A 25253-nucleotide genomic window follows, 5' to 3' on the forward strand; every position below is an offset into this window, starting at 1 on the left:
ATATTATATATAATGTATAATCCTACCCATTTTTTTAACCATAATCAACACTATTATTTAACATATTTTATTCGTTTTATAAAAATAAAAGTCGAATAGGAATTCTGTTTACTTTATAGAATATAAAAGGAGTAAATATTTTTAGTTGCATACGAAGGTTTGTTCTTATATGATAGATGGTGAAAGCGTTGTCAAAAAGAACGGCGATGGGAAAGGCGGGTAAATATGTTCCAGCGTGTTCAAACAAAGGAAGAACATTTTTGGTTCGAGCAACTGTGGGGAGATTTTTGTGAAGAAAGAGATTTAATGTTCGTAGAACGTAATTTAAATCCATCACGATTTTTATTAATAGAAGATCAGCACTATATCGGTACTGTAGAGTGTATTCGATATGTAGTGCCTGAACAATCAAATTCTGAGTTGTTCTATCCGTTTTCTGAAAATAATTTAGTGAAAGACTTAAAAAATGTTTATGAAATAGGAAAGTTAAGTATTGCGAAAACCTCTCGTGGGAGAGGGCATTTTAAAAGGCTAGCAGCTATTTTATTTATGCATGCTTTAGAAATGAAAGCGGAATGGTATATTGCTGTCGTTACAAAACGGATGTATATGTATTTATTTACACTTGGTTTTCCGATTGAGCCAATAGATAATCCCTTTAATTTTCATGATAAGTTGCAAGGTGTACCTGTACGGATTCATGCTCGAAAGGGAATAACACATCTATATTCATTGAAGGAATTTCGAGATATTATTCAAGGAAATGCTCATGCCCAAGCCCTTATTAAGGAATACAGTAAAAATATTATGTTAACAAACTAAATTGTCACAAATTTTTATATATTATTGTGATTGATATCACATCCTTCTCGTTCAATATACATTACGCTTTATTTGTAAGAATTGATTGAGGAAGGGATGGGATTGTATGTTTTGTTACCAATGTGAACAAACACCAACAGGTGGATCTAAAGTAATGGGTGTTTGCGGAAAAAACGAAACGATTGCAAGTTTACAAGATACAATTGTATTTGGATTAAAAGGAATTGCAGCTTATCGTACTCATGCAGCTCAGCTTGGGTATACAGATTCGTTTGTAGATGCTACAACGCATGAAGCATTATATATGACATTAACAAATTCAAACTTTAATGAACAAGAACATTTGGAAATGGCTATGAAAGTTGGGAAAGCTGCCTTACGAGTGATGGAATTGTTGGATGAGGCGCATACGAATCACTTTGGTGTTCCTGAACCTGTTCATATTACGCAAAATCGTGTAGAGGGTAAAGCGATTGTTGTTACAGGTCATAATCTATTTGCTTTAGAGGAATTGCTCAAGCAAACAGAAGGGAAAGGGATTCATATTTATACGCATTCAGAAATGCTCCCAGCTCATGGATATCCACAGTTAAAAAAATATAAACATTTAAAAGGGAACATCGGTAAAGCATGGTATGATCAGAGACGTCTTTTTGACAAATTTACAGGTGCGATTTTAGCTACAACGAATTGTGTAATGCCTATTAAAGGGTCGTATGCTGATCGTTTCTTTTCTTATGATATTGCTGGGCTAGAGGGCGTTCGAAAAATTGAAAATAATAATTTTGACCCATTGATTGAAAAGGCCTTGGAGTTACCAGAAGTATATATGGAGTCGGACGAACAGTTGTTAACAGGTTTTCATCATAATACGGTATTATCGTTAGCGCCAGAAATTATTGAAGCAGTAAAAGCAGGAAGAATTAAACGGTTCTTTGTGATTGCAGGTTGTGACGCTCCAGGAAAAGGCGGGGAATATTATCGTGAATTAGCGATGTCACTTCCGATGGAAACGGTTATTTTAACAACTTCTTGTGGGAAGTTTCGTTTTAATGATGTAGATTATGGGGTTGTACCAGAAACGCAGATTCCACGCTACATTGACTTAGGTCAATGTAATAACTCGATTTCAACAATAAAAATCGCAGCTGCTTTAGCGGCTGCTTTTCAATGTGAAGTGAATGAATTGCCGATTAGTATTGTGTTATCTTGGTTTGAACAAAAGGCAGTTGCCATTTTACTTGGGTTATTTAGTCTTGGAATTCAAGATATACGTATTGGTCCAAAAGCACCTGAATTTATTTCACCTGGTGTACTTCAAGTGTTGCAAGAGACATTTGGATTGAAAATGATCACGACTGCCACTGAAGATATGAAGTAAAAAAGCGTATTCTGATTAACTAGGGGGAAGTCAATCAGAATACGCGAACTCATAAGTGAAAAATATTAAAAACCAAATATACTTAAAATCATTTTACGACGCTTCGGTTTTTTTTCCCGTTCATATGTTGGCTTAATATCAGGTGTAATGTACAGTGGTTCTTCTTTCTTAAGATCCGCCTCTAGTTTCTGGATTCTGTCTAGCATTTCTTCTATTTCACGTCGATGTTGTAGCAATTGATAAGTAACAACATCATTCGCTTTATCTTTCATTTGTTCTTCCATTTGATCTAATCGCCGGGTAATTGCATTTAATTGTGTCACGAATTGCTCAAAATCATTTGAGGATTTTGTTTGAGAACTTGTATCTACATGAGAGCAATGATGATCTAACATTTGATCTAAGTCACTTTGTGTAAAAATGTAATGGCCATATTTGTTTTTTTCTATCTCGAGATTTAACTGTTGTGCAATCCGGACCACTGCCTTTGGGCTAATACCTAATTTTTTGGCAATAAAGGGTGTTTTATATTCCAAGATAATCCCTCCTATATATATCCTGTTGAATGATTTCGAGGTAATAAGCTTGTTACCTTCAAGAATGACAAAAGAAGTGCGGAATCGGCAAAGAAAGTGCTTTTTCACGAAAATGAGTCTATAAGCATATAAAGCTTCTAAAAAGAAAGGATTATGTCTGAATTTTGTAAGTATTCTTATTTGACGGAGGGAAAACATTTAGATTATCATAAATATAAATATCTTCTTTTATGTATGCATATAATGTATAAAAAGGTGATTACGAATGTAGAATTTTGTAAGATTATAAGTAATGTTACTTCACTTGAATAAATTTAAGTAGGAGGTGGCTTCCTTGCTTACACCGTAAGTAAGGACACATATTTGGACATATATAGTATAAGTATGGTGATTGTTTTAATTGCCTTATCTGCATTTTTCGTTGCGGCAGAATTTGCAATTGTGAAAGTGAGAGGCTCACGCATCGATTATTTGATTACAGAAGGTAATAAATATGCAAAGTCAGTAAAAACAATCATTACAAACTTAGACGAGTATTTATCAGCTTGCCAATTAGGAATTACAGTTACAGCTCTCGGGATTGGTTGGTTAGGTAAACCAGCGTTAAAACACATGTTTGATGTGCTGTTCGCAAGTTGGAACGTGTCTCCCCAGCTTGCAGAGATTATGGCTGTGATTCTAGTGTTTATGTTCATTACTTTTTTCCATGTGGTTGTGGGAGAGTTAGCGCCAAAAACATTTGCAATTCAAAAAGCAGAACAAGTAAGTTTGCTTGTTGCAAAGCCACTACTTTTCTTTTATCGTATTACTTTTCCTTTTATTTGGCTGTTAAACGGATCAGCTCAATATGTAACGAGAAAATTTGGTTTGCAAAATGCGAAAGATCATGAGGAAGTACATTCGGAAGAAGAATTACGTCTATTAATGTCGGAAAGTTACAAAAACGGAGAGATTAATCAATCTGAATTTAAATATGTAAATAAAATCTTTGAATTTGACGATCGGATTGCAAAAGAAATCATGGTACCACGTAAAGAAATGTATATTTTAGATAAAGATACACCAGTGAAAAAAGCATTACAAATAATGTCAAGTGAAAAATATACAAGATATCCAGTTGTCGATGGGGATAAAGATCATGTGATTGGTTTTGTAAACTTTAAAGATATTTTCACAGACTTTGTGAATCATGGTACTGTTAGTAAAGAAAAGGTAGAGCAGTATATCAGGCCTATTATTCTTGTTATTGAGTCAATCCCAATTCATGATTTATTTTTAAAAATGCAAAGGGAACGAACACATATTGCGATATTAATTGATGAATATGGTGGAACATCAGGGCTCGTAACAGTTGAAGATATATTAGAAGAAATTGTTGGAGATATTCAAGATGAATTTGATACGGATGAACAACCAGAAATTCAATGTGTCAGTGAAACAAAGACAATTCTAGAAGGAAAAGTGCTTGTTAGTGAAGTCAATACATTATTAGGTTTAACCATTGATGATGATGGTGTTGATACGATTGGTGGTTGGATTTTAACAAAGAACCTCGGGGTTGAGGAGGGAGATATTGTTGAAATTGAAACCTATAAATTTTGTGTGAAAGAGTTAGATGGTCACTATATTAAGAGGATAGAAGTGACGAAACCATCAGTACCGATTCTCATTTCAGAAACTGAAAAAGCTATATCACTACAAGAACAAATTAGCTCGTGAACTCTGCTTTTAGCAGAGTTTTTTTAGTGAGCAAAATGTTTTTTTATGCCAGGAGGCCGTGTTACAATAAAACAAGTCAGACCTTTAATGAAGTGAAGTATTTTTCGAATAAAATGAATGTACTTAAGAAGTTTTAGATTATACATATATTTGAAAGGAGCGTTTATATGAAGAAACATTTATATATAGATGGAGCGTGGAAGGAAGTAGAGGCGTATAAAACGTTGTATGCACCATACTCAGAGGAAGTACTAGCGGAAATTGCTCAAGGGACAGAGGAAGATGTTCAAAAAGCAATTTCTTCAGCGAAAAAGGCGATGAAAGAGATGGGGAAATTATCAGCATATGACCGCGCATCCATTTTAGAAACAGTTGCCCAAAAAATGCACGAGAGAAGAGAGGAATTTGCAGAAATTATTGCAAAAGAAGCGGCGAAACCTATTCGTGCAGCACGTGGAGAAGTAGATCGTACGGTACAAACATATAAGTTTGCAGCCGAAGAGGCAAAGCGTATATATGGAGAGACTTTACCGTTAGATGCAGCACCAGGAGCAGATGGTCGTATTGCTTATACTGTTCGGAAGCCAATCGGTGTTATTGGGGCCATTACACCATTTAATTTCCCACTAAATTTAGTTGCCCATAAAGTTGGACCTGCAATTGCTGCAGGTAACACGATTGTATTAAAGCCAGCTGACCAAACGCCGCTTTCATCTTATGCCCTTGTTGAACTATTTGAAGAAGCTGGATTACCAAAAGGGGCTTTTAACATTGTATCTGGGCGAGGCTCAATTGTTGGTGAAGCATTGGTAAAAGATGACCGTGTGGCTTCAATTACATTTACAGGAAGTCCAAAGGTTGGCATCGGTATTAAAGCAAAAGCCGGATTAAAACGTGTAACATTAGAGCTTGGTTCAAATGCTGCAGTAGTGATTGATGAAAATGTAGAATTAACAGAAGGAGTAATTGAGCGTGTGAAATGGGGAGCTTTTGTGAATAATGGACAAGTTTGCATTTCCATACAACGTGTATTTGTTCATGAAAATAAAATGGAAGAATTCACTGAGAAATTAACAAAGGCGATGGAAAAGGTAGTAGTAGGCGACCCGCTTCATGAAGAGACAGATGTTTCTGCGCTTATTTCCAAAAATGATGTTAATCGTATTGAGTTATGGATACAAGAAGCGGTAAAAGAAGGGGCAACTGTTTTGTGCGGAGGTAAAAAACGCGACGCGCGTATATTTGAACCAACTGTATTAACAAATGTTCCAAATCACGTTTCTGTCCAGTGTCAAGAAGTGTTTGGACCGGTTATGACGGTAAATACATTCCAAACATTTGAAGAAGCATTAGAAATGGTAAATAACTCACGATATGGCTTACAGGCTGGAGTATTTACAACTGATTTAACGAAAGCAATGCGAGCAATTGATGAACTAGAAGTAGGTGGCGTCATGATTAACGACATTCCAACATTTAGAGTCGATCATATGCCATATGGTGGTGTGAAAGAAAGTGGCACAGGACGTGAAGGAATTAAATATGCGATTGAAGAAATGACAGAAATGAAATTAGTTTGTATTAAAAAATAACGGGCATAAAAAGTAACAAAGGTACACTTGCAACTTGGACAAGTGTACCTTTTGTTTTCAATTGTGTTATTTCATTTCTTGTTTAAAAATAGCATCTTCAACATAAATTTGTTCTTTATCTATAGCTGTATTACGAGCTAAAACTAAACCAATTGGTGTATGTGTACCTTTATTTTGAACAATTGTGAAAGGGACATTTTTTTCGTTTGCTAATTTAATGTATTTTGATAAATGTGGGTAAGTAATGCTGCCATTTATAAATAGCTGTAATGATTGAGAAGAGCGCATGTTAGTGGCTACTTCTGTATACACATTGCTTTGCATCACTTGACCGATTGTTAAAGCGACTTCTACACGCTCACGTAATGTGCCTAAATACATATTACGTTCTTCTGGTTTGTTTTGCTTTTGGCCATAAATGCCTTCTTGGAGATAATCTTCCACATTTTTATTTGCCATATTTTTCACACCTTTCATTCTTATTGTACGCAAGAATCAAAAAGGATGCAAAAAAAGTCATTTTAAATATATGGTAGTTGATGTAGGGAGAAGGAAAATACCTGTCATTAATCAAAAGTATAATGAGTAATAAAAATAAAATTAACTTTATCAACAGAAATTAACAAAATGTGACAATAATCTCTTAACGAAATGTATTTTTTGTGTTAATATTCAAAATATATAGGGTATGTATCGCATGGAAATGGAGGGAATGGGGGTTTTTCCAATCGATAAGGATATTAAAGAAGTATTTTGTTCGCATTTAAAAGACAACAGGCACCAATTCGTAGAGAACTGGAAAAACAAAATGGTAATTTCTGAAAAAGATCCATTTAAGCAAGAAGTAGCTCGAAATGGAGAGAGTGTATTAGGGTTAATTATTGAATTTATTATGGAGGATAAGGATATAGCTTATCTTCAGCCGGTATGTGAGAAGATTGCGATTGAGCGTGCAGGGGCAGATGTGAATATTGGAGATTTTGTCTATAATGCAAACGTCGGAAGAAATGAACTATTTGAGGCGATGTGTGAATTAGATGTTAATGCTCGTGAACTGAAACCAATTATGACAAAAATACATACTTGTTTTGACAGATTAATTTATTATACCGTTTTAAAGTACTCGGAAATTATATCAAGAAATTTAGAGGAAAAACAGCAATATATAAATGAAACACATAAAGAAAGATTGACGATTTTAGGACAAATGTCGGCTAGTTTTGTTCACGAATTTCGAAATCCATTAACCTCAATTATGGGATTTGTAAAATTGTTAAAATCAGAACATCCCAATCTATCATATTTAGATATTATTTCACATGAATTAGATCAATTGAACTTTCGAATTTCGCAATTTTTACTTGTTTCTAAAAAAGAAATATGGAATGAATCTGAACGTTTTTGGCTTAATGACTTATTTCATGATATTATTCAGTTCTTATATCCAAGTATAGTAAATGCCAATGTTTCAATTGAAAAAAACTTACCATATCCTATCCCATTTGTCGGGTACCGTAGCGAAGTGAGGCAGGTTTTTCTAAATATTTTAATGAACTCAATTGATGCTCTCGAAGCGGTTAAAGAAAATCGTAAAATTATTATCGATGTACGTGAAGATGAAGAAATGATTTATATTGTGATTAAAAATAATGGGCCAATGATTCCGGTGGAAAATATTGAAACCATTTTTGAACCATTTGTCACCACAAAAAAATTAGGAACGGGTATCGGATTGTTTGTGTGTAAACAAATTGTTGAAAAGCATAATGGATCGATTACGTGTCAATCCAATTTTGAGTGGACAGAATTTCATATTACATTTCAAAAATGAAATGAAAAAAGTCTGCACCATAATACTATGGTGTAGACTTTTTTAATTTGTAAGAATAACGGCTTCTACGTTTGGAGATTGAGTAGAATAGCCTACAAGTGAAATTGTGTAGATTGTATTTGGTTCAACTTTTACTTTCGGAATTGTGACAAGAATTTTTTTTGTATCAGCAAGTGAAATTTCAATATCAGCTGTACCAGGACTTACTTGTAAATAATCTGTTATTTGTTTAAAGAGTACGTTCTCGAATAAATGATCACCATCTTTTAATGAAACGTTAACAACAGGGGTATCAGGTGATAAGTGTGCAAATCTTATTTTTGCTTGACCAGATGGTAAATGAGTATTATCAAGTATTGGCTGTAGTTGGATATGTGAATTGTTACCGAGTACGGCAAGCGTATAGGAATGGTTTCCCATCATGGGTACAAGTGCTGAAAAAATAGGCGTTTCATTATCAACAGGAACAATATCAATGCGGTATTGTCCTTGTGCTAAGGAAAAATAAGGACTGAGCTGTTTAAAAGAAATATTTTTGATTACTCTCTGTCCATTCACTAAAATATCAATAGGTGGTGTATGAGAAGATGCGTGGAAAATTCTTATATGGGATGGTAATGTTGCTTCTTGAGACTCACGTTTTTCATACGCATGTACAAGCTGTGTGATTGCATGATGATACTTCATAGATAATTCTATATATTTTTTAGGATTTGTATATTGATAGTAGCGGGCAAGTTGCTCATAACGAGCTGCTTCTTGTCCGTATTTTTCAATTTCAGATTGAGCCATGGAAACGCCTCCTTTGTCATCACTATAACTATATGCTTATTGGAAAAGGTGTTATGCAAAAAACTTACTTTTCCAAAAGGAAACCGTTATCCCAAGTGTTAAAATGACAACAGCTGGTTTGTTTGATGTCACTAATTTTAAATATATACAAATTGCACGATTCAATGTAAGTAAAAGAAGTCTGAACTAAACTATGAATTTTTTCATTTCTAGGCAAACACACATACAAAATAATGGTTGTCCTACATAATGTAAAAATGAAATGTAAATTTAAGTTATGGAGGAGAGGAATAAGTAATGTGGGGCTATGGATATCCCGGTAGTTATTGTGGATATGGTTATGGCGGACATGGCGGCGGAGGCTGTGGTACGGGTTATGGATTTGCGTTATTAGTTGTACTGTTTATTTTATTAATTATCGTTGGAGCATGTTGGGTGCGTTAATAATCGATAAAGAGCGTCATGCTGAACTGGTTAATATGGTTAATCGGTTCTTTTTTTTCTGGAAAAAAGAACCGATTAAGAAATAAGGATATTTATCATTTTAACCGAGAAGCCCCCTTCCTCTAAACGAAGTGAAGGTGGGGGTAGTTCAATTTGGAGAATAAGTGATTTTAGAGTGGAACAAGTTAAATGTTTTGTGATGAAAAAAAATAGAATTGTGAGAAATTTGTCTAATTTTGTTTAAAAGTATGAAATATAAACTACATAAATAGGAAGGAAATTGACGGGAGTTTCGTCGAAGTTTACACAATGTCAGCGTTTTTGAGAGGCTGATGTTATGATAAGAAAATAATTTGTTAGTGTGTTTTTAGGCTCGTTTTTTATAGGGAGGGGGATGTTTAAGCAATAAAGAGCGTTTAGTTTTTAAATACATTTCTGAATTTTTGTTTTTTCAGCACTTATTTGTATATTTTATAATAGTTTTTTCATAGATTCACTGCGCTTGCAGAGGATTCTTTTTTATGAAAGAAACGTCAATTTTCTTCATATATATATACAAATTGGAGAAATGGGGGAGCGCTATGCGCGATTACTTAATTAAACCACTTGTTGGTCAACCGTATCCGATGATTTCACACGGAAAAGGTGTATATTTGTATGATCAAAATGGTAACAAATATTTTGATGGTTCGTCAGGAGCGATTACGGCTGGTATCGGACATGGTGTAACAGAGATTGCGGAAGTAATTAAAAAGCAGGCGGAGGAGATTGCTTTTGTCTATCGATCACAGTTTACGAGTGAACCAGCAGAGAAGTTGGCAAAGAAATTAAGTGATTTAAGTGTAGGAGATTTAAACTGGAGTTTTTTCGTAAATAGTGGTACAGAAGCAAATGAAACGGCTATGAAAATTGCAATTCAGCATTTTCAAGAGCGAGGCATTCAAGGGAAACATAAAATTTTGTCAAGGTGGATGAGTTATCATGGCATTACGATGGGCGCTTTATCAATGTCCGGACATCCACTACGTCGGCAACGTTTTGTATCTATTTTAGAAGATTATCCAACTGTGCCAGCACCTTATTGTTTCCGGTGTCCTGTGCAAAAGGTATATCCAACTTGTCAGCTTTCTTGTGCGACAGAATTAGAACGTGCAATTGAGCGGATTGGAGCAGAACATATTGCAGCTTTTATAGCTGAACCAATTATTGGTGCTGCTGGCGGTGCAGTTGTGCCACCGAAAGAATATTATAAGGTAATTAAAGATATTTGTAACCATTACAATATTTTATTTATTGCCGATGAAGTTATGACAGGTCTTGGCCGCACGGGTGCATGGTTTGCGATGGAACATTGGGGCGTGGAACCAGACATCATGACGCTTGGAAAAGGCCTAGGTGCAGGTTATACACCGATGGCAGCAACGGTTGTAAGTGATCGTGTGATGGAACCGATTTTACGGGGGTCACGTTCTGTTATGAGTGGGCATACGCTAAGTGCAAATCCATTATCCGCAGCGACAGCTTTAGCTGTTATTGAATATATGGAAAAACATAATCTACCTGAAAAAACAGCTGAAAAAGGAGAGTATTTAATTAAAGGGTTACAAAAAATCCAACAAGAATCGACGATTATTGCCGATGTACGTGGAAAAGGATTCTTGATTGGAGTAGAATTGCAACCGTTTACAAAATCATCTGAACTTATTTCAGTTGCAGCGAAAAATGGACTTCTTTTATACCAAGCTGTTTCAGGGCAAGCAGGAAAAGAGGATAGCGCACTGCTTGTTGCACCACCAATGACAACTACATATTCTGAATTAGATGAATTACTTTCAATTTTTGCAAAAAGTGTGGAAGAGATGATGCAAAAAGGAGGGCATAGTATCGCATGACAACCATAACAAATACATTTGGTAAATTAAAAGAAATTGACGAGGTTATTTCGTTGTTTCATGATGATATGACATTAATGTTTGGAGGATTTGGCGGGATTGGATCCCCTCCGTCACTCATACAAGCCATTGTAGAGAAAGGGATTGCGAATTTACATTTAATTGGAAATGATACGGGGTTTCCGGATGTAGGAATTGGTCGTCTTGTGACAAATGAGAGAGTAAAATCGCTCATTACTTCTCATATTGGTTCGAATCCAAATGCAGGAAGACAATTAAATGAAGGAAGACTACAGATTGAATTTTCACCACAAGGAACATTAGCAGAGCGAATTCGAGCAGGCGGCGTAGGACTTGGTGGAATTCTTGTTGATGTTGGTGTTGACACAATTGTAGAGGAAGGAAAACAAACAGTCGAAATGAGTGGGAAAACCTTTTTAGTGGAAACAGCTTTAACCGCTGAAGTAGCGATTGTATATGCAAAAAAAGCAGATCCATTTGGTAATCTTGTATTTGATAAAAGCGCTCGTAATATGAATCCACATGTGGCAATGGCTGGGGATATTACAATTGTTGAGGTCGAAGAAATTGTTCCACTTGGAAGTTTAGATCCTGAAGAAATTGTTGTTCCAGGTGTTTTTGTAAATTATATCGTGCCATCGGAAGGAGTGAACTGGAAATGGGTATGGGAGTAGAAGTGAGAGATAAGATTGCAAAGCGTGCTGCGAAAGAGATACAAAATGGGATGATTGTTAATTTAGGAATTGGTATCCCTTCTCTTGTACCTAACCATTTACCAGAAGATATGCATGTGATGTTTCATGCAGAAAACGGTATTGTTGGAATGGGCCCAACGCCTAGTAAAGGAAGCGAAGATGGAAACTTATGTAATGCGGCTGGATTGCCGACGTCGCTTATTACAGGAGCAAGTTATTTCGATAGCTGTATGGCATTTGGGATGATTCGAAAAGGATTACTTGATATAACTATTCTCGGTTCCTTGCAAGTGAGTGAGAACGGTGATTTAGCCAACTGGATTGTACCAGGAAAACGCGTTCCGGGTATTGGCGGAGCGATGGATTTAGCACAAAAAGCAAAGCGGGTTGTTGTTGTGATGAATCATGTTGATAAATATGGAAACGCAAAAATTGTTTCAGAATGTACATTACCGTTAACGTCGAAAAAATGTGTGGATTTAATTATTACGGATATGGCTGTAATGGAAGTTACTTCTGAAGGTTTAGTACTCCAAGAGCTAATGAGCCCTTATACAGTAGAGGATGTGAAACAAAATACGGAGGCATCTTTTCATGTAAGTTCTAATTTACTTGTGATTGAATGAGAGGAGCTAACAAATTATGAAGCAATTAAAAAAACAAGTATGTGATTATATTGAAAGTCATGAAGGAGAAACTATAAAGCTCTTACAACGATTAATTCAAGAAAAGAGTGTATCAGGTGATGAAAGCGGTGCACAAGCAATTGTAATTGAAAAGCTACGAGAATTAGGCTTAGATCTCGATATTTGGGAGCCTTCTTTTACAAAAATGAAAAATCATCCTTATTTTGTATCCACACGAACAAGTTTTTCAGATAGTCCGAATGTTGTTGCGACTTTGAAAGGAAGCGGCGATGGAAAGTCCATGATTTTAAATGGACACATTGATGTTGTACCAGAAGGTGATGTAAATCAGTGGGAACATCATCCATATAGCGGTGAAAGAGTAGGGAATCGTGTATATGGTCGTGGAACTACGGATATGAAGGGCGGAAATGTAGCTCTTATGCTGGCGATGGAAGCGATTATAGAACTGGGTATTGAATTAAAAGGAGATATTTATTTTCAAAGTGTAATAGAAGAAGAGAGTGGCGGAGCGGGTACTTTATCGGTAATTTTGAGGGGGTATAAAGCGGATGGCGTTATTATTCCTGAGCCGACAAATATGAAGTTTTTCCCGAAACAACAAGGTTCCATGTGGTTTCGCTTGCATGTGAAAGGGAAAGCAGCTCATGGTGGTACTCGTTACGAGGGAGTTAGTGCAATTGAAAAAAGCATGTTTGTCGTTGAGCATTTAAGAAAGCTAGAACAGAAGAGAAATGAACGGATTACAGATCCATTATATAAAGAAATTCCAATCCCAATTCCAATCAATATTGGGAAAATTGAGGGCGGTAGCTGGCCAAGTTCTGTTCCGGATTCGTTAATTTTAGAAGGAAGATGTGGAATCGCGCCGAATGAGACTATAGAGGCGGCAAAAGAGGAGTTTGAAAATTGGGTGAGCCAATTAAAAAATATTGATCCATGGTTTGAAGGGTATCCAGTAGAAGTAGAGTGGTTTGGAGCAAGATGGGTTCCTGGTGAATTGGATGAGAAGCATGTGCTTATTACAACGCTTCAAGATAATTTTGCCCAAATTGAAGGGAAAAGTCCCGTTATAGAAGCAGCTCCTTGGGGGACAGATGGCGGGTTATTTACACAAATCGCTGATGTGCCAACGATTGTATTCGGGCCAGGAGAGACAAAAGTAGCTCATTATCCAAATGAATATATTGAAGTCGATAAAATGATTACCGCAGCAAAAATTATTGCATGTACGTTACTAGACTGGTGTGAGGTGAAAAGATGAAATATTATGAATCATTTAGAGAACAGACGAAGCATTATACTGTAGAAGGAGTGTTAGATTATTTTAATAAACGCATTAGAATAGATCATTATACAGGAAATGTTGAAAGCATTACACAAACAATAGATGAATTAACAGAGAAGCACTCTTTCACAAAATGTATTATAAAAGGAAAGGGAGAGCATGTTTCAACATGGCTCTCCTTCGGTTTCTTATTGGAAGCAACCATACCGCATTATTTTCAAGGGCATGATGCGTACTTTTTCGTGAAGTATCGTAATGATGAAAGACGAAATAGTATTCATTGGGTGGAAGAAGACAATATTATAAGCGGTGTAAGAGCAAAAGAAGTAAAGGAAAAAGAAATTCCTGAGAAATTTGTGTTAAGAAAAGCGACAGAAGCAGACGCAGAAGAGTTAGCAGATGTGTTCGGAAAAGTGTTTGAAATTTACCCAACACCTTTAAATGAAGCGAGTTATGTGAAGCAGACGATGAAGGAAGATACAATTTATTACCTATATGAATTAGAAGGACGCATTATTAGTACTGCTTCTGCTGAAATGAACGTGAAAGAAGGAAATGCAGAATTAACGAATTGTGCTACTTTACCTGAATATCGAAAACATGGATTTATGAAAAGTTTACTTGTTAAGTTAGAGGAAGACCTTCAAGAGAGAGCTATTTTTTGCTCCTATACGATTGCTCGCTCTCTTTCTTTCGGAATGAATGCAGCCTTTCACCAGTTAGGATATACGTACACAGGAAGACTTGCGAATAACTGTTATATTTTCGATAAATTAGAAGATATGAATATATGGACGAAAGATTTATCCCGCATGAACGGGCAGTAATACCCACCTTAAGATTCAGAGAAAAGCGAAGAAGATTGGTGGTAGACAAACGGCCCGTAAAAGCCTAACTGGTGAGAGCTTTCCATCAGCGAAGGATGAAGAAAACCTCCGCTGATGGAAGTTTCATTTTATCTAGCCATAAAGTAAAAAATATGAGTAAGGCGTAAGATATATAAATTTCACTAAAAAATAGAACGGAATCGTCATGCTTACAATCGCACACAGGGATGCCGAAAATTCGGCATATAATTTGCTGGATTTTTGGCAAGAGGGGGGATGACATTGCTGGCAGTTTCGACACAAGAAGTCATTGAAGCGATTTTAGGCAGTATTGATGAAGCCATCCATGCAGTGGATGAAAATGGTATTACAATTTTTTACAATACGGTTGCGGCGAAACATGATGGATCAAAGATTGAGAATGTATTAGGGAAACATTTATTAGAGGCATTCCCATCGTTATCGCGAGAAACGAGTACACTTATGAAAGTTTTAGATACACAAAAGCCAATCTCACATCAAGTTCAGCGCTATCAAAATTTAAAGGGAGAAGATGTTTGTACTGTAAATACAACGTTACCTATTTTCATAGAGGGAAGTATTGCAGGTGCTGTTGAAATTGCAAAAGATTATTCCACGATTCAAAAATTAACGGATACGATTGTTGATTTACAGTCAAAAATGAAGCGTTCTTCCAGTAGAAAATCTATTAAAAAGCATGTTGCGTTTAATACAATTGTGACGAATGATTCACGTTTTAGTCAAACGAAAGAGTTGGCACAAAAAGTAGCACCGACAGACGCAAATGTTTTAATATATGGTGAAACAGGAACAGGAAAAGAATTATTTGTACAAGCGATTCATGAGGCTTCAAAACGAAAAAACAAACCATTTATTGCACAAAACTGTGCTGCTCTCCCAGAATCACTATTAGAAAGTTTATTGTTTGGAACGACAAAAGGTAGCTATACTGGAGCGATTGAACGGGCGGGGTTATTTGAACTTGTAGATGGAGGGACATTATTTTTAGACGAATTAAATTCGATGCCCCTTGATCTGCAGGCAAAAATGCTTCGTGTATTAGAAGATGGGGTAATTCGCCGCATTGGTGATAATAAAACGAGAAAAGTAGATGTCCGTGTCATCACTGCGATGAATCAGCCTCCAGAAGTATGTTTACGTGAAAATAAGATTCGTACCGATTTATATTATCGATTAAATGTATTTTCTTTATATATTCCACCACTTCGTGAACGAAAAGAAGATGTATTATTGTTGGCATCTTACTTTTTAAGAGACTATAACAAGGAATATAAAAAAGAGGTACTTCATATTGATAAGGAAACGAAAGAAAGGTTACTAGCGTATCATTGGCCTGGAAATGTGAGAGAATTAAAACATACCATTGAACATGCAGTCATCATTGCAGAAGGAACTTCGTTAAACACTTGTTGTTTGCCACGTACATTGCAGAAGGACATTCCAAAGAAGAAAAATATTTTACCGTTACGTGAGGTACTCCACCAAACAGAAAAAGAATTAATTGATAGCGCCTTAATAGAGACAGAAGGGAATATCTTGCAAGCTGCTAAATTACTAGGTATTCCAAGACAAACGCTGCAATATAAATTGAATAAGTATGACAAAACCGCCGAATAATCGGCGGTTTTTTATGAGTTTGCACCAATAAAAGAGCGTTTACATATATAAAGAGTAACGAATATGATACTGAATACGGTGTTATAACAAAACTAGAAAAATATTTTCTTCCATATATAATAGGATATTCTTCATGATAACGTACCAAGAATATAGATTTGGCATAATTATTGCTTATATAAAAATTGAGCGTAAAAAAAGGGGGAATAGCAATGTTACATGATGTATATAAACCAAATCGTCATTGGAAAGATATTGAATTATGGAAAGATGTCACAGAAGAGCAATGGAATGATTGGGTTTGGCAATTAACGAATACGATCAAAACGTTAGATGATTTAAAGAAAGTAATCAATTTAACACCAGAAGAAGAAGAAGGTGTTAAAATTTCAACGAAAACGATTCCGTTAAATATTACACCGTACTATGCTTCTCTTATGGATCCTGATGACCCACGCTGTCCGATTCGGATGCAATCTGTACCGATATCGGAAGAGTTATATAAAACGAAGTATGATTTAGAAGATCCGCTTCATGAAGATGAAGATTCACCAGTTCCTGGTTTAACACACCGTTATCCAGACCGCGTTTTATTTCTAGTAACAAATCAATGTTCGATGTATTGTCGCTACTGTACACGTCGTCGTTTTAGTGGACAAATTGGAATGGGTGTACCGAAAAAGCAATTAGATGATGCGATTGCTTACATTCGTGAAACACCACAAGTACGAGACGTGTTAATTTCTGGTGGTGATGGTCTTCTTATTAATGATAAAATCTTAGAATATGTATTAAAGAACTTACGAGCAATTCCACATGTGGAAATTATTCGGATTGGAACGAGGGCCCCAGTTGTATTCCCACAACGTATTACAGAAAATCTATGTAATATTATTAAAAAATATCACCCAGTATGGTTAAATACGCACTTTAATACTTCTATTGAAATCACAGAGGAATCCAAACTGGCATGTGAAATGCTTGCAAATGCAGGGGTCCCAGTTGGAAACCAAGCGGTTATTTTAGCAGGAATTAATGATAGTGTACCGATTATGAAAAAGCTGATGCATGATTTAGTGAAAATCCGTGTTCGTCCATATTATATTTATCAGTGTGACTTATCGGAGGGAATCGGTCATTTCCGTGCTCCAGTTTCAAAAGGTTTAGAAATTATTGAAGGATTACGTGGACATACGTCTGGTTACGCAGTGCCAACGTTTGTTGTCGATGCGCCAGGCGGAGGTGGGAAAATTGTCCTTCAGCCAAACTATTTAATCTCACAAAGCGCCGATAAAGTTGTGCTTCGAAACTTTGAAGGAGTTATTACAACTTATCCAGAACCAGAAAACTATGTGCCAGGAAGAGCAGAAGGTTACTTTAAAGAGATTTATCCAACATATGAAGAGAAGCGCTCTGATATAGGCGTAGCAGGATTGATGAGCGATAAGAAATTCAATCTTGTTCCGGATGATTTACAACGTATGAATCGCCGGAAAGATTATGAAACAAATGAAACACATTCTTCTTTAAAAGATAAACGAGATAAGCGTGATCAGTTAAAAGATAAAAAATATCAAGCCCAAATGGCGAAGTTAGAAGAAAATAAAGAAGCTGAGGGTGACGCAGTATGAATTGTATGTGGTGTGACAGTACAGAAGCGAAAGAAAGTCTGAATACTGTATATTGGGAGTTACCAGATGGTACAAAAGCCATTGAAATCCAAAAGACACCATGCATTTCTTGTTCATCATGCGGAATGGACTATCAACCTGATCATATTGTAAAAGAAATTGAAGATCAGTTGTTTTTAATTTATACAAAAGATTTACCAAAACAATTGACATATGAAGAGTTAATGGAACGACCGCGCCTATTAAAGAGAAATTATTTTGACTTTTAACCAGCGATTATGCTGGTTTTTTTCTTTTTACCCTTGTATAATGTACCCAAGTTAGAAAGGTAGGGAATATTTTTGAAAAAGTCATTTTACCATTATATGATGAAGCATCGTGCATCTTTAGTCAAAAACGAAATATCTGATTTAGCTGAAGCTATGTATGATGATTTAAGTTTCCCAAAACAATCAGAAGATTACGATGAAATTAGTTCGTACTTAGAACTAAGTGGATTACTGGGAAGTATGTCTATATTTGATGAAGCATGGGGACTGTATATACAAGAAAGATAACTATCAAAACATATACAAATATATTTGTATCGGTACATCACTCTATAAAAGTGATGTATTTTTTTATGGAAAAAATTTTTCGAATATAAGCTCATGTGATAAGCGTTTTTCTATCGTTTGCATATACTGTTATCAAAATCACGGCTTTGAAAAGGAGAGATATAGATGTCCAGCAAAAAACAACCTAAATATAATGTCGGAGATATAGTCGTGATTACGCTATATGGAACCGTTGGTAAAATCACAAATATGAAAATGTTAGATGGTGTTTATGTATATGAAATTAATAATCATGATGGATATTATGTGGAACAAACCCTGCAACATGTTACAGAACAGGAAATGAAAAAAGGTGAAACAGAATGGATTGAATTACGCTATCATTTTACGTTCGGTGATCTTGTGCAAGTGACAGGTTATGATAAAGACGTCTTTCGCATTGTTGGCTTTCGTACAGAAGTATGGCGATATAAAAATGATGCGTGGGAAGATACAATATATGAGTTATCAAGAATTACAGACGGCGAGTGGCTTGAGGCTGATGAATCCGACTTAACATTACTCGCAAATGCACAAACAGCAAACGCTATTTTAAAGAAAATGAAACAAGATAAAGCTGGAATGAATAAATTAGATTTAGGAAAATTGAAGTCGATAAATAATTCGAAAAAGGTAAGTATTAAAACGAATAAGCAAGAGATTATTGATGGGTTATTAGATATTTATAATGACTATCAATTATTATATGAAACATTTCAGGATGAAGAATACAAAATTGTAATGGATGTTGTTCATAGTTATTTAGTCAAATTAACAGAGAAGAAATAGTGAACTAGAAAGTAAGAAGGAATTGAACAAAAATATATGCTGTATAAGGTATACCCACAATGATTAAAAAAATAAAAAGCCATTTAATAAGAGAGTCTGCCCATTTGTCTTCATGCATGAACTCTTCTTTTCTTTGTTCTATTTCATATTGATAGTCCATTGTTATTTCCTCCTTTGGATAGCTTGTACTACATCGTATGTTGCAACCTTAGGCAATATGACTGATACCTGTAATATAAAAAAAGAAAATCTATTTTTCTAATCTCATATACATAATTTTGAAATTCCTTCATAAAACAGAAATAAAGGAGTGATGCTCATGAAGGAAATTGAAGTCGTGATTGATACGGAAGAAATTGCGGAGTTTTTTTATGAGCAACTAATCGAAAGAGGGTATGTACCGAAACGAGAAGAAATTGAAGATCTTGCTGACATTACGTTTGAGTATTTACTAGAAAAATGTATGATTGATGAAGTATTTGAAGAAGATGAAGAGTGAAAGTAACGGCGGGATAGACTCGTCGTTTTTTTACTCTTCAAAACATAGTCCTTCTTTACAAACTTGTCACAGCACCTAGGGGGAAATTATTGGTATAATAGAAAGGAAATTTTATACAAGAGGTGAAGGGATGTTCAAAAAAATTATTGATTCTGTATTCGGAAAGAAGAGTAGACATCGTTCGTATTCAAGTAGCGATTATCGCCATAGAGGGCATTCATATTCAAGTAGCGACTATAATAAGAGACGTCCATCTCATGGTTATGGGCATCAGCACTATAAAAGAAAGCGTAAGAGTCGTAGTTTCTTTTCAAGTAGTTGATGAATTGGCGTAAGATAATAGCTTGGTTTGATAGACCACTGCGTAAGAATACAATTGTTGCACAGCGTTATAAGATTGAATCAGTAATTGGAATGGGGAGCTATGGGTTTACTTATATCGTGAACGATTTACAGACAGATGAGAATAAAGTATTAAAACAATTGAGACAAAGCAAACAAAGATATATGTCTGGCAGAAAATCATTTGCGCAGGAGCAAGAGATTTTAGCGAAGTTAGATCACCCAGCAATCCCAAGTTTATATGATCACTTCATATGGAAGAAGCAGCCATTTTTTGTAATGGAATACATGCCGGGGAAAAATTTTGAGGATTTTATTTTCTTAGATGGTCATGTATATGAAGAATATGAAGTTTTTTGTATTTTAGATAAAATATTGGAGATTGTCTCCTATTTTCATAATAAAGGTATTATTCATAGGGATTTAAGAATTCCTAATATTTTAATGGAAGAGAATCAGATTAGTATTATTGATTTTGGATTAGCGAGATTGAAGGGAGAAGTCGATGAACGAGCGTCCTCCTATGAAGGTGAACAAGCCTTTATGCGAGAGATTCATTATCGTAGCGACTTTTATGCACTTGGTCACTTTACGTTGTTTTTGCTATACGCTGGTTATGAATCTAATAATATAAAAGAAAAACCGTGGTATGAAGAGTTGCAATTAGAAGAAGAAAACCGCGAAATTATTATGAGAATGCTACAAATGAAAGTTCCATATTATGGAAATATACAAGATGTTAGAAAAGATGTACGCTATGTATTAGAGAGGATGGAAGATTAATGTTTCAAAAGTTTTTAGCAAGCGTTGGAATTGGAAATGCAAAAGTGGATACAGTTCTTGAAAAAGATGAATATATGGTAGGAGAAGAAATTGCTGGTGTGGTTCAAATTACTGGAGGATCGGTTAGCCAACAAATTGAAAGCATTTACTTAATATTATCAACATCTTATGTGCGAGAAGTAGATGATAAAAAGGAGAATGTGACATTTGACTTAGAACAAGTGCGTTTAACAGAGCCTATTAGCATAGAACCGAATGCAAGAATGGAAATTCCATTTTCATTCTCGATGCCCATTGAAGCTCCACTTACTTTTGGAATGAAGACGGTTTGGATCTATACAGGTCTTGATATTAAGCGAAGTATTGATCCATGTGATCTTGACTACATTCAAGTATTACCAAATGCATTATTAAACAGCGTATTAGATAGTGTAAAACAATTGGGATTCGATCTTCGTCATGCAGAGTGCGAAGAATTGCCACATCGTTTGCGCAATCATATCCCGTTTGCGCAAGAACTTGAATTTGTACCAGTATCTGGACAGTATTATGGAGAATTAGATGAATTAGAATTATTGATTCTACCACGTGCTTATGATCGATTGGACATCATTATGGAAGTAGATAGGAAAGCGCGTGGACTGGCAGGCCTATTTTCCGAAGCGTTAGATTTAGATGAAAAAGTAATTCGTTTTACTGTGACTCGCGAAGACATTCCATCGATGCAACAAAAAATTAACAGTTATATTTCTTACTAAATCATGCATAAAAAAGAAATGGAGAGGAAAACTAAAACAACCGCTCCATTTTTTTATATTGTGAGGTTATGTATGTGAAACGATATCGACATTTATACTTGTTAAGTTGTACATTGCTCATTTGTTTTGTCGTATTATCACTTTCGTATCATACCGCTTGTATTGAGAAATTTGATGATGTTATTACACAATTTATTCAAAGTTTCCGGAACGAGTATGTAACATCGTATTTCATTTGGATGTCTTATATCGGTTCAAAAAGAATATATTTTCCATTACTCATTATAATGGTAATGTATTTTCTCATACGAAAAAAGTTGTTAAGTGCGTTATTTTTAATGATTAATTATTATGGATCTCGCTATTTTAACAACATGCTCAAGTTATGGTATGAGCGTCCAAGACCCGATGTGTCGCAACTTGTTACAGCGACTGGATATAGTTTTCCGAGCGGTCATGCGATGAATGCTACGGCATTTCTAGGGTTTGTTGCTTATGTAACCATTACTGAACATCGTATTGCATTGCACAAAAAGTTGTTGATTATTTTTATCACATGTTTCCTAGTATTTTCAATTTCTGTTAGCCGTGTCTATCTTGGTGTTCATTATCCATCTGATATATTAGCTGGATGGGCAGCAGGGGGGAGTTGGCTCATTTTATGTATTATATTTCACCAAGCATTCATCAAAAAAGAACCTATGTCGTCATAGGTTCTTTTTGCATAGGCTCAACATGAATATGAGTGTATAAAATTCCAAACTTTTGTCGTAACATATCTTCAATTTCATCAGTAATGTAATGGCTCTTGCTTACTTCCATATGAGCATCTACTTCAATGGTAATATCTACATACGTTTGATTTCCATACATACGGGCACGAATATCGACAATATGTTCAACACCTGAAACAAGCTTGACGGCTTGCGAGTATTCTTCCATTTTTTCGGGATCAATTCCATCTGTTAACATATGGGAAGCTTCTACAAAGATGTCCCATGCAGTTTTACAAATAATCAACCCTACAACTAAGGCGGCAATTGGGTCAAGTATAGGCATATTGAATTGTGATGCTAAAATACCAATCACTGCACCGATACTAACGAGTGCATCTGATAAATTATCTTTTGCAGCGGCTTCCAATGCTTTACTTTTGGTTTGCTTCGCAATTTTATTCGTATACCTATACACGCCATACATGATGACAGCACAAAATAAGGCAACCCATGCTGCTAGTACATTAGGTGCCGTTTGCTCGGGATTAAAAAGCGATTGAATTGCACTTATGATAACTTCTAAACCGACCGTTGCCATAATAAAGGAAGCAACAAGTGAAGCGATTTGTTCTGCGCGTGAATGTCCATATGGATGATCTGGATCACGAGGCTTACGGGAAATTTTAAGACCAATTAAAACAGCTAAAGAGGCACCTATATCCGTTAAGTTATTTAAACCATCCGCACGTAATGCACTGGAAAGGGCAATATAGCTAATGATAATTTTCATTGATGATAAAAATATGTAAGCAATAATGCTGACAATGGCACCCTTATCAGCTTCTTTGTTAGAAAGTGAATTCATAATGATCACTCACCTTTCTATTAGGAATTTCTTTCTATAAATAGAGTATCAAACGAAACTCATGTGGGTCTATACAAACATTGTTGACGGCTTATAGCTTTTTGAGTAGGGGATAACAAAGTTTCACAAAGGAAAAATATGTTGAAAAGTACAAAGTTAGGAAAGATAAAAAAATGCCACTGAAACAATATATTTCAGTGGCATTTTTTATTTTAGTACGCTTCTAAAAACTCAGTAACTTGTTCTTCTGTTTTTGCGTTTGCGCTATGTAAGTGACCTAGTTTTTCACCGTTTTGGTATACAAGTAAGCTTGGAATTCCCATTACTTGATACTCTTCTGCAATGCTTGGGAACTCATCTTTATTAATAGAATACCATTCAAATTTTTTGAACTCTTCCATTACATCTTCGATAAAGTTGTCCATACGAACACAATCAGGGCACCATGTTGTGAAAAACTTAACGACTACTGGCTCCTCGCTTGCGATGATGTCCTTGAATTCCTTGTCAGACTTGATTTCTCTCATGTTTTGTTGCTCCTTTTTCATTTTTTGTATTTGGAATAATTTAGGTGATATTTTTGTTGAAAAACGAAAACTTCTAACAAACTTCTAACGAACGTTTTTCTTTCCGAATAATTCGTTTGCAAATTGATCCACCGCAGTTTCTTGAAGTCCCGGTACAACATGCGAGTAGGTGTCTAATGTGATGCCTACTCTTTTGTGTCCTAATCGTTCACTTACAATTTTCGGATGAATCCCTTGTTTCAACATAATAGTTGCATGAGTATGTCTCAGATCATGGAACCGAATATCAGGAACCTCACTTTTCTTTATAAGCTTTTTCCAGAGCTGTGTCAAACTTCTGAAATTGCATGGATTTCCGTTAGAAGTAGGGCAGACTAAATCATAGTCTTTGTATTCACTACCATAACGTTCTTTTTCTTTTAAAATTCGTTCAAAATGTTCTTTCAGAGCTTGCAGTACAATGTCAGGTAAAACGATTAAACGTTTTCCAGAAGCGGTTTTAGGCTCATGAAATTCTTTTGTGATATGGGAAAGGGAACGATTGACAGACAACGTTCTTCTTTCAAAATCGATGTCTTTCCATTGAAGGCCTAATATTTCTCCTTTACGCATACCGCAGGTGATTGCAAGCAAATATGCAATGTAGTATCTACTTTCTTTTGCATGATCTAAAAAGCGAAGAACTTCTTCCTCAGTCCATGTATTTACCGTTTTAGCATCAGCACCAGCTACTGGTGGACTAACTACATCAGCAACGTTCTTCTTCACAATTTCATGACGTACAGCATAAGCGAGAGCTGTTCTAACGATTTGATGAATACTTCTAACTGTTACAGGCTTCATAGTTTCGGATAAATAGCTATAGAATCTTTCTAGGTCGATGCCTTTTAATTTTTGCATTTGAATGTTACCGAGTTTTGGTATAATATGATTGTTAATATGCTTTCGGTAGTTATAGTACGTTGTTTCTCTAAGGTTTATCTTTCTGGCTTCGAGATATTGATTAAAGAATTCACGTACAGTCATTTTTGTGGGCTCAATATATGAGCCTTCTTGTATTTCTACTAATTTTTTTTGAAGATCAGCTTCCGCTTCTTTTTTCTTGTTGTAGCCAGAAAACCATTTTTGTTTACGTTTCCCCGTAATTGGATCCACACCGGTATCCACCACGATATACCATTTCTTTCCCTTTTTGGTGACATGCCCTCTCAATTTATACACTTCCTTCATCTATTTTTGATTCATGTTGTGTAAGTCTAGTTGTAATTTTGCTGTTATGAAAATTACATGTTTGGACATATCAGCGATGGATATATTTTACCATATATAAACAGTGTAGGTTATAGGATATTTTTGTCATTACTTGTTAGAAAATAGTAGAATACGATAAAATATTTACGTATTCAAAAATATGAAAGGTGGATGTCGGAATGAGAAGTGTAATTGATCCAGGAACAGGATGGAAACAAGACCCAGGCGGAGGTGGTTGGAAAGAAATTTCTGATCCGGGCGGCGGAATGGGAATAAAAGATCCAGAACAGAGGTTTAACAACAGGAGAAGCCATTAGGCTTTTTCTTTTGTAAGACAGTTTGTCAATCTA

General features: G+C 35.5%; 29 protein-coding genes. 22 read left to right on the forward strand and 7 right to left on the reverse strand.

The features are described from left to right. Positions 1 to 225: 225 nt before the first annotated feature. Both V7183_RS08940 and hcp read left to right on the forward strand, forming a co-directional pair. Positions 226 to 822 (forward strand): hypothetical protein, encoded by a 597-nt coding sequence (locus V7183_RS08940; protein ID WP_335359251.1) that lies wholly within the window; start codon positions 226 to 228, stop codon positions 820 to 822. A 106-nt stretch (positions 823 to 928) separates the two neighbouring features. After that, positions 929 to 2203, forward strand: coding sequence for a hydroxylamine reductase (gene hcp, locus V7183_RS08945; RefSeq protein WP_335359252.1), 1275 nt, complete (start codon positions 929 to 931; stop codon positions 2201 to 2203). A 65-nt stretch (positions 2204 to 2268) separates the two neighbouring features. Here the strand turns inward: hcp and V7183_RS08950 are convergent, their stop codons facing one another. Then, a complete protein-coding gene (locus tag V7183_RS08950; RefSeq protein ID WP_097898640.1) occupies positions 2269 to 2739 on the reverse strand; it encodes a chromosome segregation protein in 471 nt (156 codons plus the stop codon). A gap of 363 nt (positions 2740 to 3102) precedes the next feature. Between V7183_RS08950 and V7183_RS08955 the strand changes: the two genes are divergently transcribed. Together V7183_RS08955 and V7183_RS08960 are read left to right on the forward strand one after the other, a co-directional pair. Further along, positions 3103 to 4458 (forward strand): hemolysin family protein, encoded by a 1356-nt coding sequence (locus tag V7183_RS08955; protein ID WP_097898641.1) that lies wholly within the window; start codon positions 3103 to 3105, stop codon positions 4456 to 4458. A 167-nt stretch (positions 4459 to 4625) separates the two neighbouring features. Further along, entirely contained in the window at positions 4626 to 6050 is a 1425-nt protein-coding gene (locus V7183_RS08960) for an aldehyde dehydrogenase family protein (protein WP_335359253.1), read from the forward strand. A 66-nt stretch (positions 6051 to 6116) separates the two neighbouring features. Here the strand turns inward: V7183_RS08960 and V7183_RS08965 are convergent, their stop codons facing one another. Beyond that, positions 6117 to 6509, reverse strand: coding sequence for a YueI family protein (locus tag V7183_RS08965; RefSeq protein WP_097898643.1), 393 nt, complete (start codon positions 6507 to 6509; stop codon positions 6117 to 6119). A gap of 238 nt (positions 6510 to 6747) precedes the next feature. Here V7183_RS08965 and V7183_RS08970 point away from each other — a divergent pair, with 238 nt between their 5' ends. Further along, complete coding sequence (locus tag V7183_RS08970) at positions 6748 to 7881, forward strand: BA2291 family sporulation histidine kinase (protein ID WP_335359254.1); 1134 nt, start codon at positions 6748 to 6750, stop codon at positions 7879 to 7881. Between the two features lie 42 nt (positions 7882 to 7923). Here the strand turns inward: V7183_RS08970 and V7183_RS08975 are convergent, their stop codons facing one another. Further along, positions 7924 to 8673: a DUF4397 domain-containing protein gene (locus V7183_RS08975; RefSeq protein ID WP_335359255.1), complete on the reverse strand. Its 750-nt coding sequence runs from the start codon at positions 8671 to 8673 to the stop codon at positions 7924 to 7926. 297 nt (positions 8674 to 8970) lie between these two features. Between V7183_RS08975 and V7183_RS08980 the strand changes: the two genes are divergently transcribed. From V7183_RS08980 to V7183_RS09030, 11 genes are all read left to right on the forward strand, one after another. Further along, positions 8971 to 9117, forward strand: a complete 147-nt coding sequence (locus V7183_RS08980) for a YjcZ family sporulation protein (RefSeq protein ID WP_335359256.1) — start codon at positions 8971 to 8973, stop codon at positions 9115 to 9117. Positions 9118 to 9698: 581 nt separating this feature from the next. Continuing rightward, on the forward strand, positions 9699 to 11009 hold the full coding sequence (locus tag V7183_RS08985) for an aspartate aminotransferase family protein (RefSeq protein ID WP_097898647.1): 1311 nt from the start codon (positions 9699 to 9701) through the stop codon (positions 11007 to 11009). Continuing rightward, positions 11006 to 11704 (forward strand): acetate CoA-transferase subunit alpha, encoded by a 699-nt coding sequence (gene atoD / locus V7183_RS08990; RefSeq protein WP_335359257.1) that lies wholly within the window; start codon positions 11006 to 11008, stop codon positions 11702 to 11704. The genes V7183_RS08985 and atoD overlap by 4 nt, the downstream gene beginning before the upstream one ends. Next, positions 11689 to 12351: a CoA transferase subunit B gene (locus V7183_RS08995; RefSeq protein ID WP_097898649.1), complete on the forward strand. Its 663-nt coding sequence runs from the start codon at positions 11689 to 11691 to the stop codon at positions 12349 to 12351. The genes atoD and V7183_RS08995 overlap by 16 nt, the downstream gene beginning before the upstream one ends. 16 nt (positions 12352 to 12367) lie before the next feature. Then, positions 12368 to 13636, forward strand: coding sequence for a peptidase (locus V7183_RS09000; RefSeq protein ID WP_335359258.1), 1269 nt, complete (start codon positions 12368 to 12370; stop codon positions 13634 to 13636). Then, a complete protein-coding gene (ablB, locus tag V7183_RS09005) occupies positions 13633 to 14487 on the forward strand; it encodes a putative beta-lysine N-acetyltransferase (protein WP_097898651.1) in 855 nt (284 codons plus the stop codon). The genes V7183_RS09000 and ablB overlap by 4 nt, the downstream gene beginning before the upstream one ends. Positions 14488 to 14763: 276 nt before the next feature. Further along, positions 14764 to 16146, forward strand: coding sequence for a sigma-54 interaction domain-containing protein (locus V7183_RS09010; protein ID WP_335359259.1), 1383 nt, complete (start codon positions 14764 to 14766; stop codon positions 16144 to 16146). 212 nt (positions 16147 to 16358) lie between these two features. Next, positions 16359 to 17777, forward strand: a complete 1419-nt coding sequence (gene ablA, locus V7183_RS09015) for a lysine 2,3-aminomutase (RefSeq protein WP_335359260.1) — start codon at positions 16359 to 16361, stop codon at positions 17775 to 17777. Next, on the forward strand, positions 17774 to 18046 hold the full coding sequence (locus V7183_RS09020; protein ID WP_097898654.1) for a YokU family protein: 273 nt from the start codon (positions 17774 to 17776) through the stop codon (positions 18044 to 18046). Before ablA ends, V7183_RS09020 begins: the two co-directional genes overlap by 4 nt. Before the next feature lie 72 nt (positions 18047 to 18118). Beyond that, entirely contained in the window at positions 18119 to 18334 is a 216-nt protein-coding gene (locus tag V7183_RS09025; protein WP_097898655.1) for a YozE family protein, read from the forward strand. A 165-nt stretch (positions 18335 to 18499) separates the two neighbouring features. Beyond that, positions 18500 to 19162 carry a hypothetical protein gene (locus V7183_RS09030; protein ID WP_097898656.1) on the forward strand — a complete coding sequence of 221 codons (663 nt, stop codon included), beginning with the start codon at positions 18500 to 18502 and terminating at the stop codon, positions 19160 to 19162. A gap of 4 nt (positions 19163 to 19166) precedes the next feature. Here the strand turns inward: V7183_RS09030 and V7183_RS09035 are convergent, their stop codons facing one another. Continuing rightward, complete coding sequence (locus tag V7183_RS09035) at positions 19167 to 19322, reverse strand: DUF3930 family protein (RefSeq protein ID WP_097898657.1); 156 nt, start codon at positions 19320 to 19322, stop codon at positions 19167 to 19169. Positions 19323 to 19481: 159 nt separating this feature from the next. Between V7183_RS09035 and V7183_RS09040 the strand changes: the two genes are divergently transcribed. The 5 genes from V7183_RS09040 (at position 19482) to V7183_RS09060 (ending at position 22257) form a co-directional block, all read left to right on the forward strand. Next, the gene (locus V7183_RS09040) at positions 19482 to 19661 is read left to right on the forward strand and encodes a YozD family protein (protein WP_097898658.1); all 180 of its coding nucleotides are present in this window, start codon (positions 19482 to 19484) and stop codon (positions 19659 to 19661) included. Between the two features lie 130 nt (positions 19662 to 19791). After that, complete coding sequence (locus V7183_RS09045) at positions 19792 to 19983, forward strand: hypothetical protein (RefSeq protein ID WP_335359261.1); 192 nt, start codon at positions 19792 to 19794, stop codon at positions 19981 to 19983. Then, positions 19983 to 20786, forward strand: coding sequence for a serine/threonine protein kinase (locus V7183_RS09050; RefSeq protein ID WP_335359262.1), 804 nt, complete (start codon positions 19983 to 19985; stop codon positions 20784 to 20786). The genes V7183_RS09045 and V7183_RS09050 overlap by 1 nt, the downstream gene beginning before the upstream one ends. Further along, on the forward strand, positions 20786 to 21544 hold the full coding sequence (locus V7183_RS09055; protein ID WP_097898661.1) for a sporulation protein: 759 nt from the start codon (positions 20786 to 20788) through the stop codon (positions 21542 to 21544). The genes V7183_RS09050 and V7183_RS09055 overlap by 1 nt, the downstream gene beginning before the upstream one ends. Before the next feature lie 74 nt (positions 21545 to 21618). Next, positions 21619 to 22257 (forward strand): phosphatase PAP2 family protein, encoded by a 639-nt coding sequence (locus V7183_RS09060; RefSeq protein WP_141523146.1) that lies wholly within the window; start codon positions 21619 to 21621, stop codon positions 22255 to 22257. Here V7183_RS09060 and V7183_RS09065 read toward each other — a convergent pair. The 3 genes from V7183_RS09065 to V7183_RS09075 all read right to left on the reverse strand — a co-directional run bounded on the left by V7183_RS09065 (position 22244) and on the right by V7183_RS09075 (position 24864). Further along, positions 22244 to 23125 carry a cation diffusion facilitator family transporter gene (locus V7183_RS09065; protein ID WP_335359263.1) on the reverse strand — a complete coding sequence of 294 codons (882 nt, stop codon included), beginning with the start codon at positions 23123 to 23125 and terminating at the stop codon, positions 22244 to 22246. The two genes, V7183_RS09060 and V7183_RS09065, sit on opposite strands and share 14 nt — an antisense overlap. Positions 23126 to 23337: 212 nt before the next feature. Next, complete coding sequence (locus tag V7183_RS09070; protein WP_335359264.1) at positions 23338 to 23673, reverse strand: thioredoxin family protein; 336 nt, start codon at positions 23671 to 23673, stop codon at positions 23338 to 23340. Positions 23674 to 23736: 63 nt separating this feature from the next. Continuing rightward, positions 23737 to 24864: a site-specific integrase gene (locus V7183_RS09075; protein WP_335359265.1), complete on the reverse strand. Its 1128-nt coding sequence runs from the start codon at positions 24862 to 24864 to the stop codon at positions 23737 to 23739. Between the two features lie 218 nt (positions 24865 to 25082). Between V7183_RS09075 and V7183_RS09080 the strand changes: the two genes are divergently transcribed. Then, positions 25083 to 25220: a hypothetical protein gene (locus tag V7183_RS09080; protein WP_335359266.1), complete on the forward strand. Its 138-nt coding sequence runs from the start codon at positions 25083 to 25085 to the stop codon at positions 25218 to 25220. Positions 25221 to 25253 lie beyond the last annotated feature (33 nt).

Source organism: Bacillus sp. JJ1127, from assembly GCF_036965845.1.
Lineage (GTDB): Bacteria > Bacillota > Bacilli > Bacillales > Bacillaceae_G > Bacillus_A.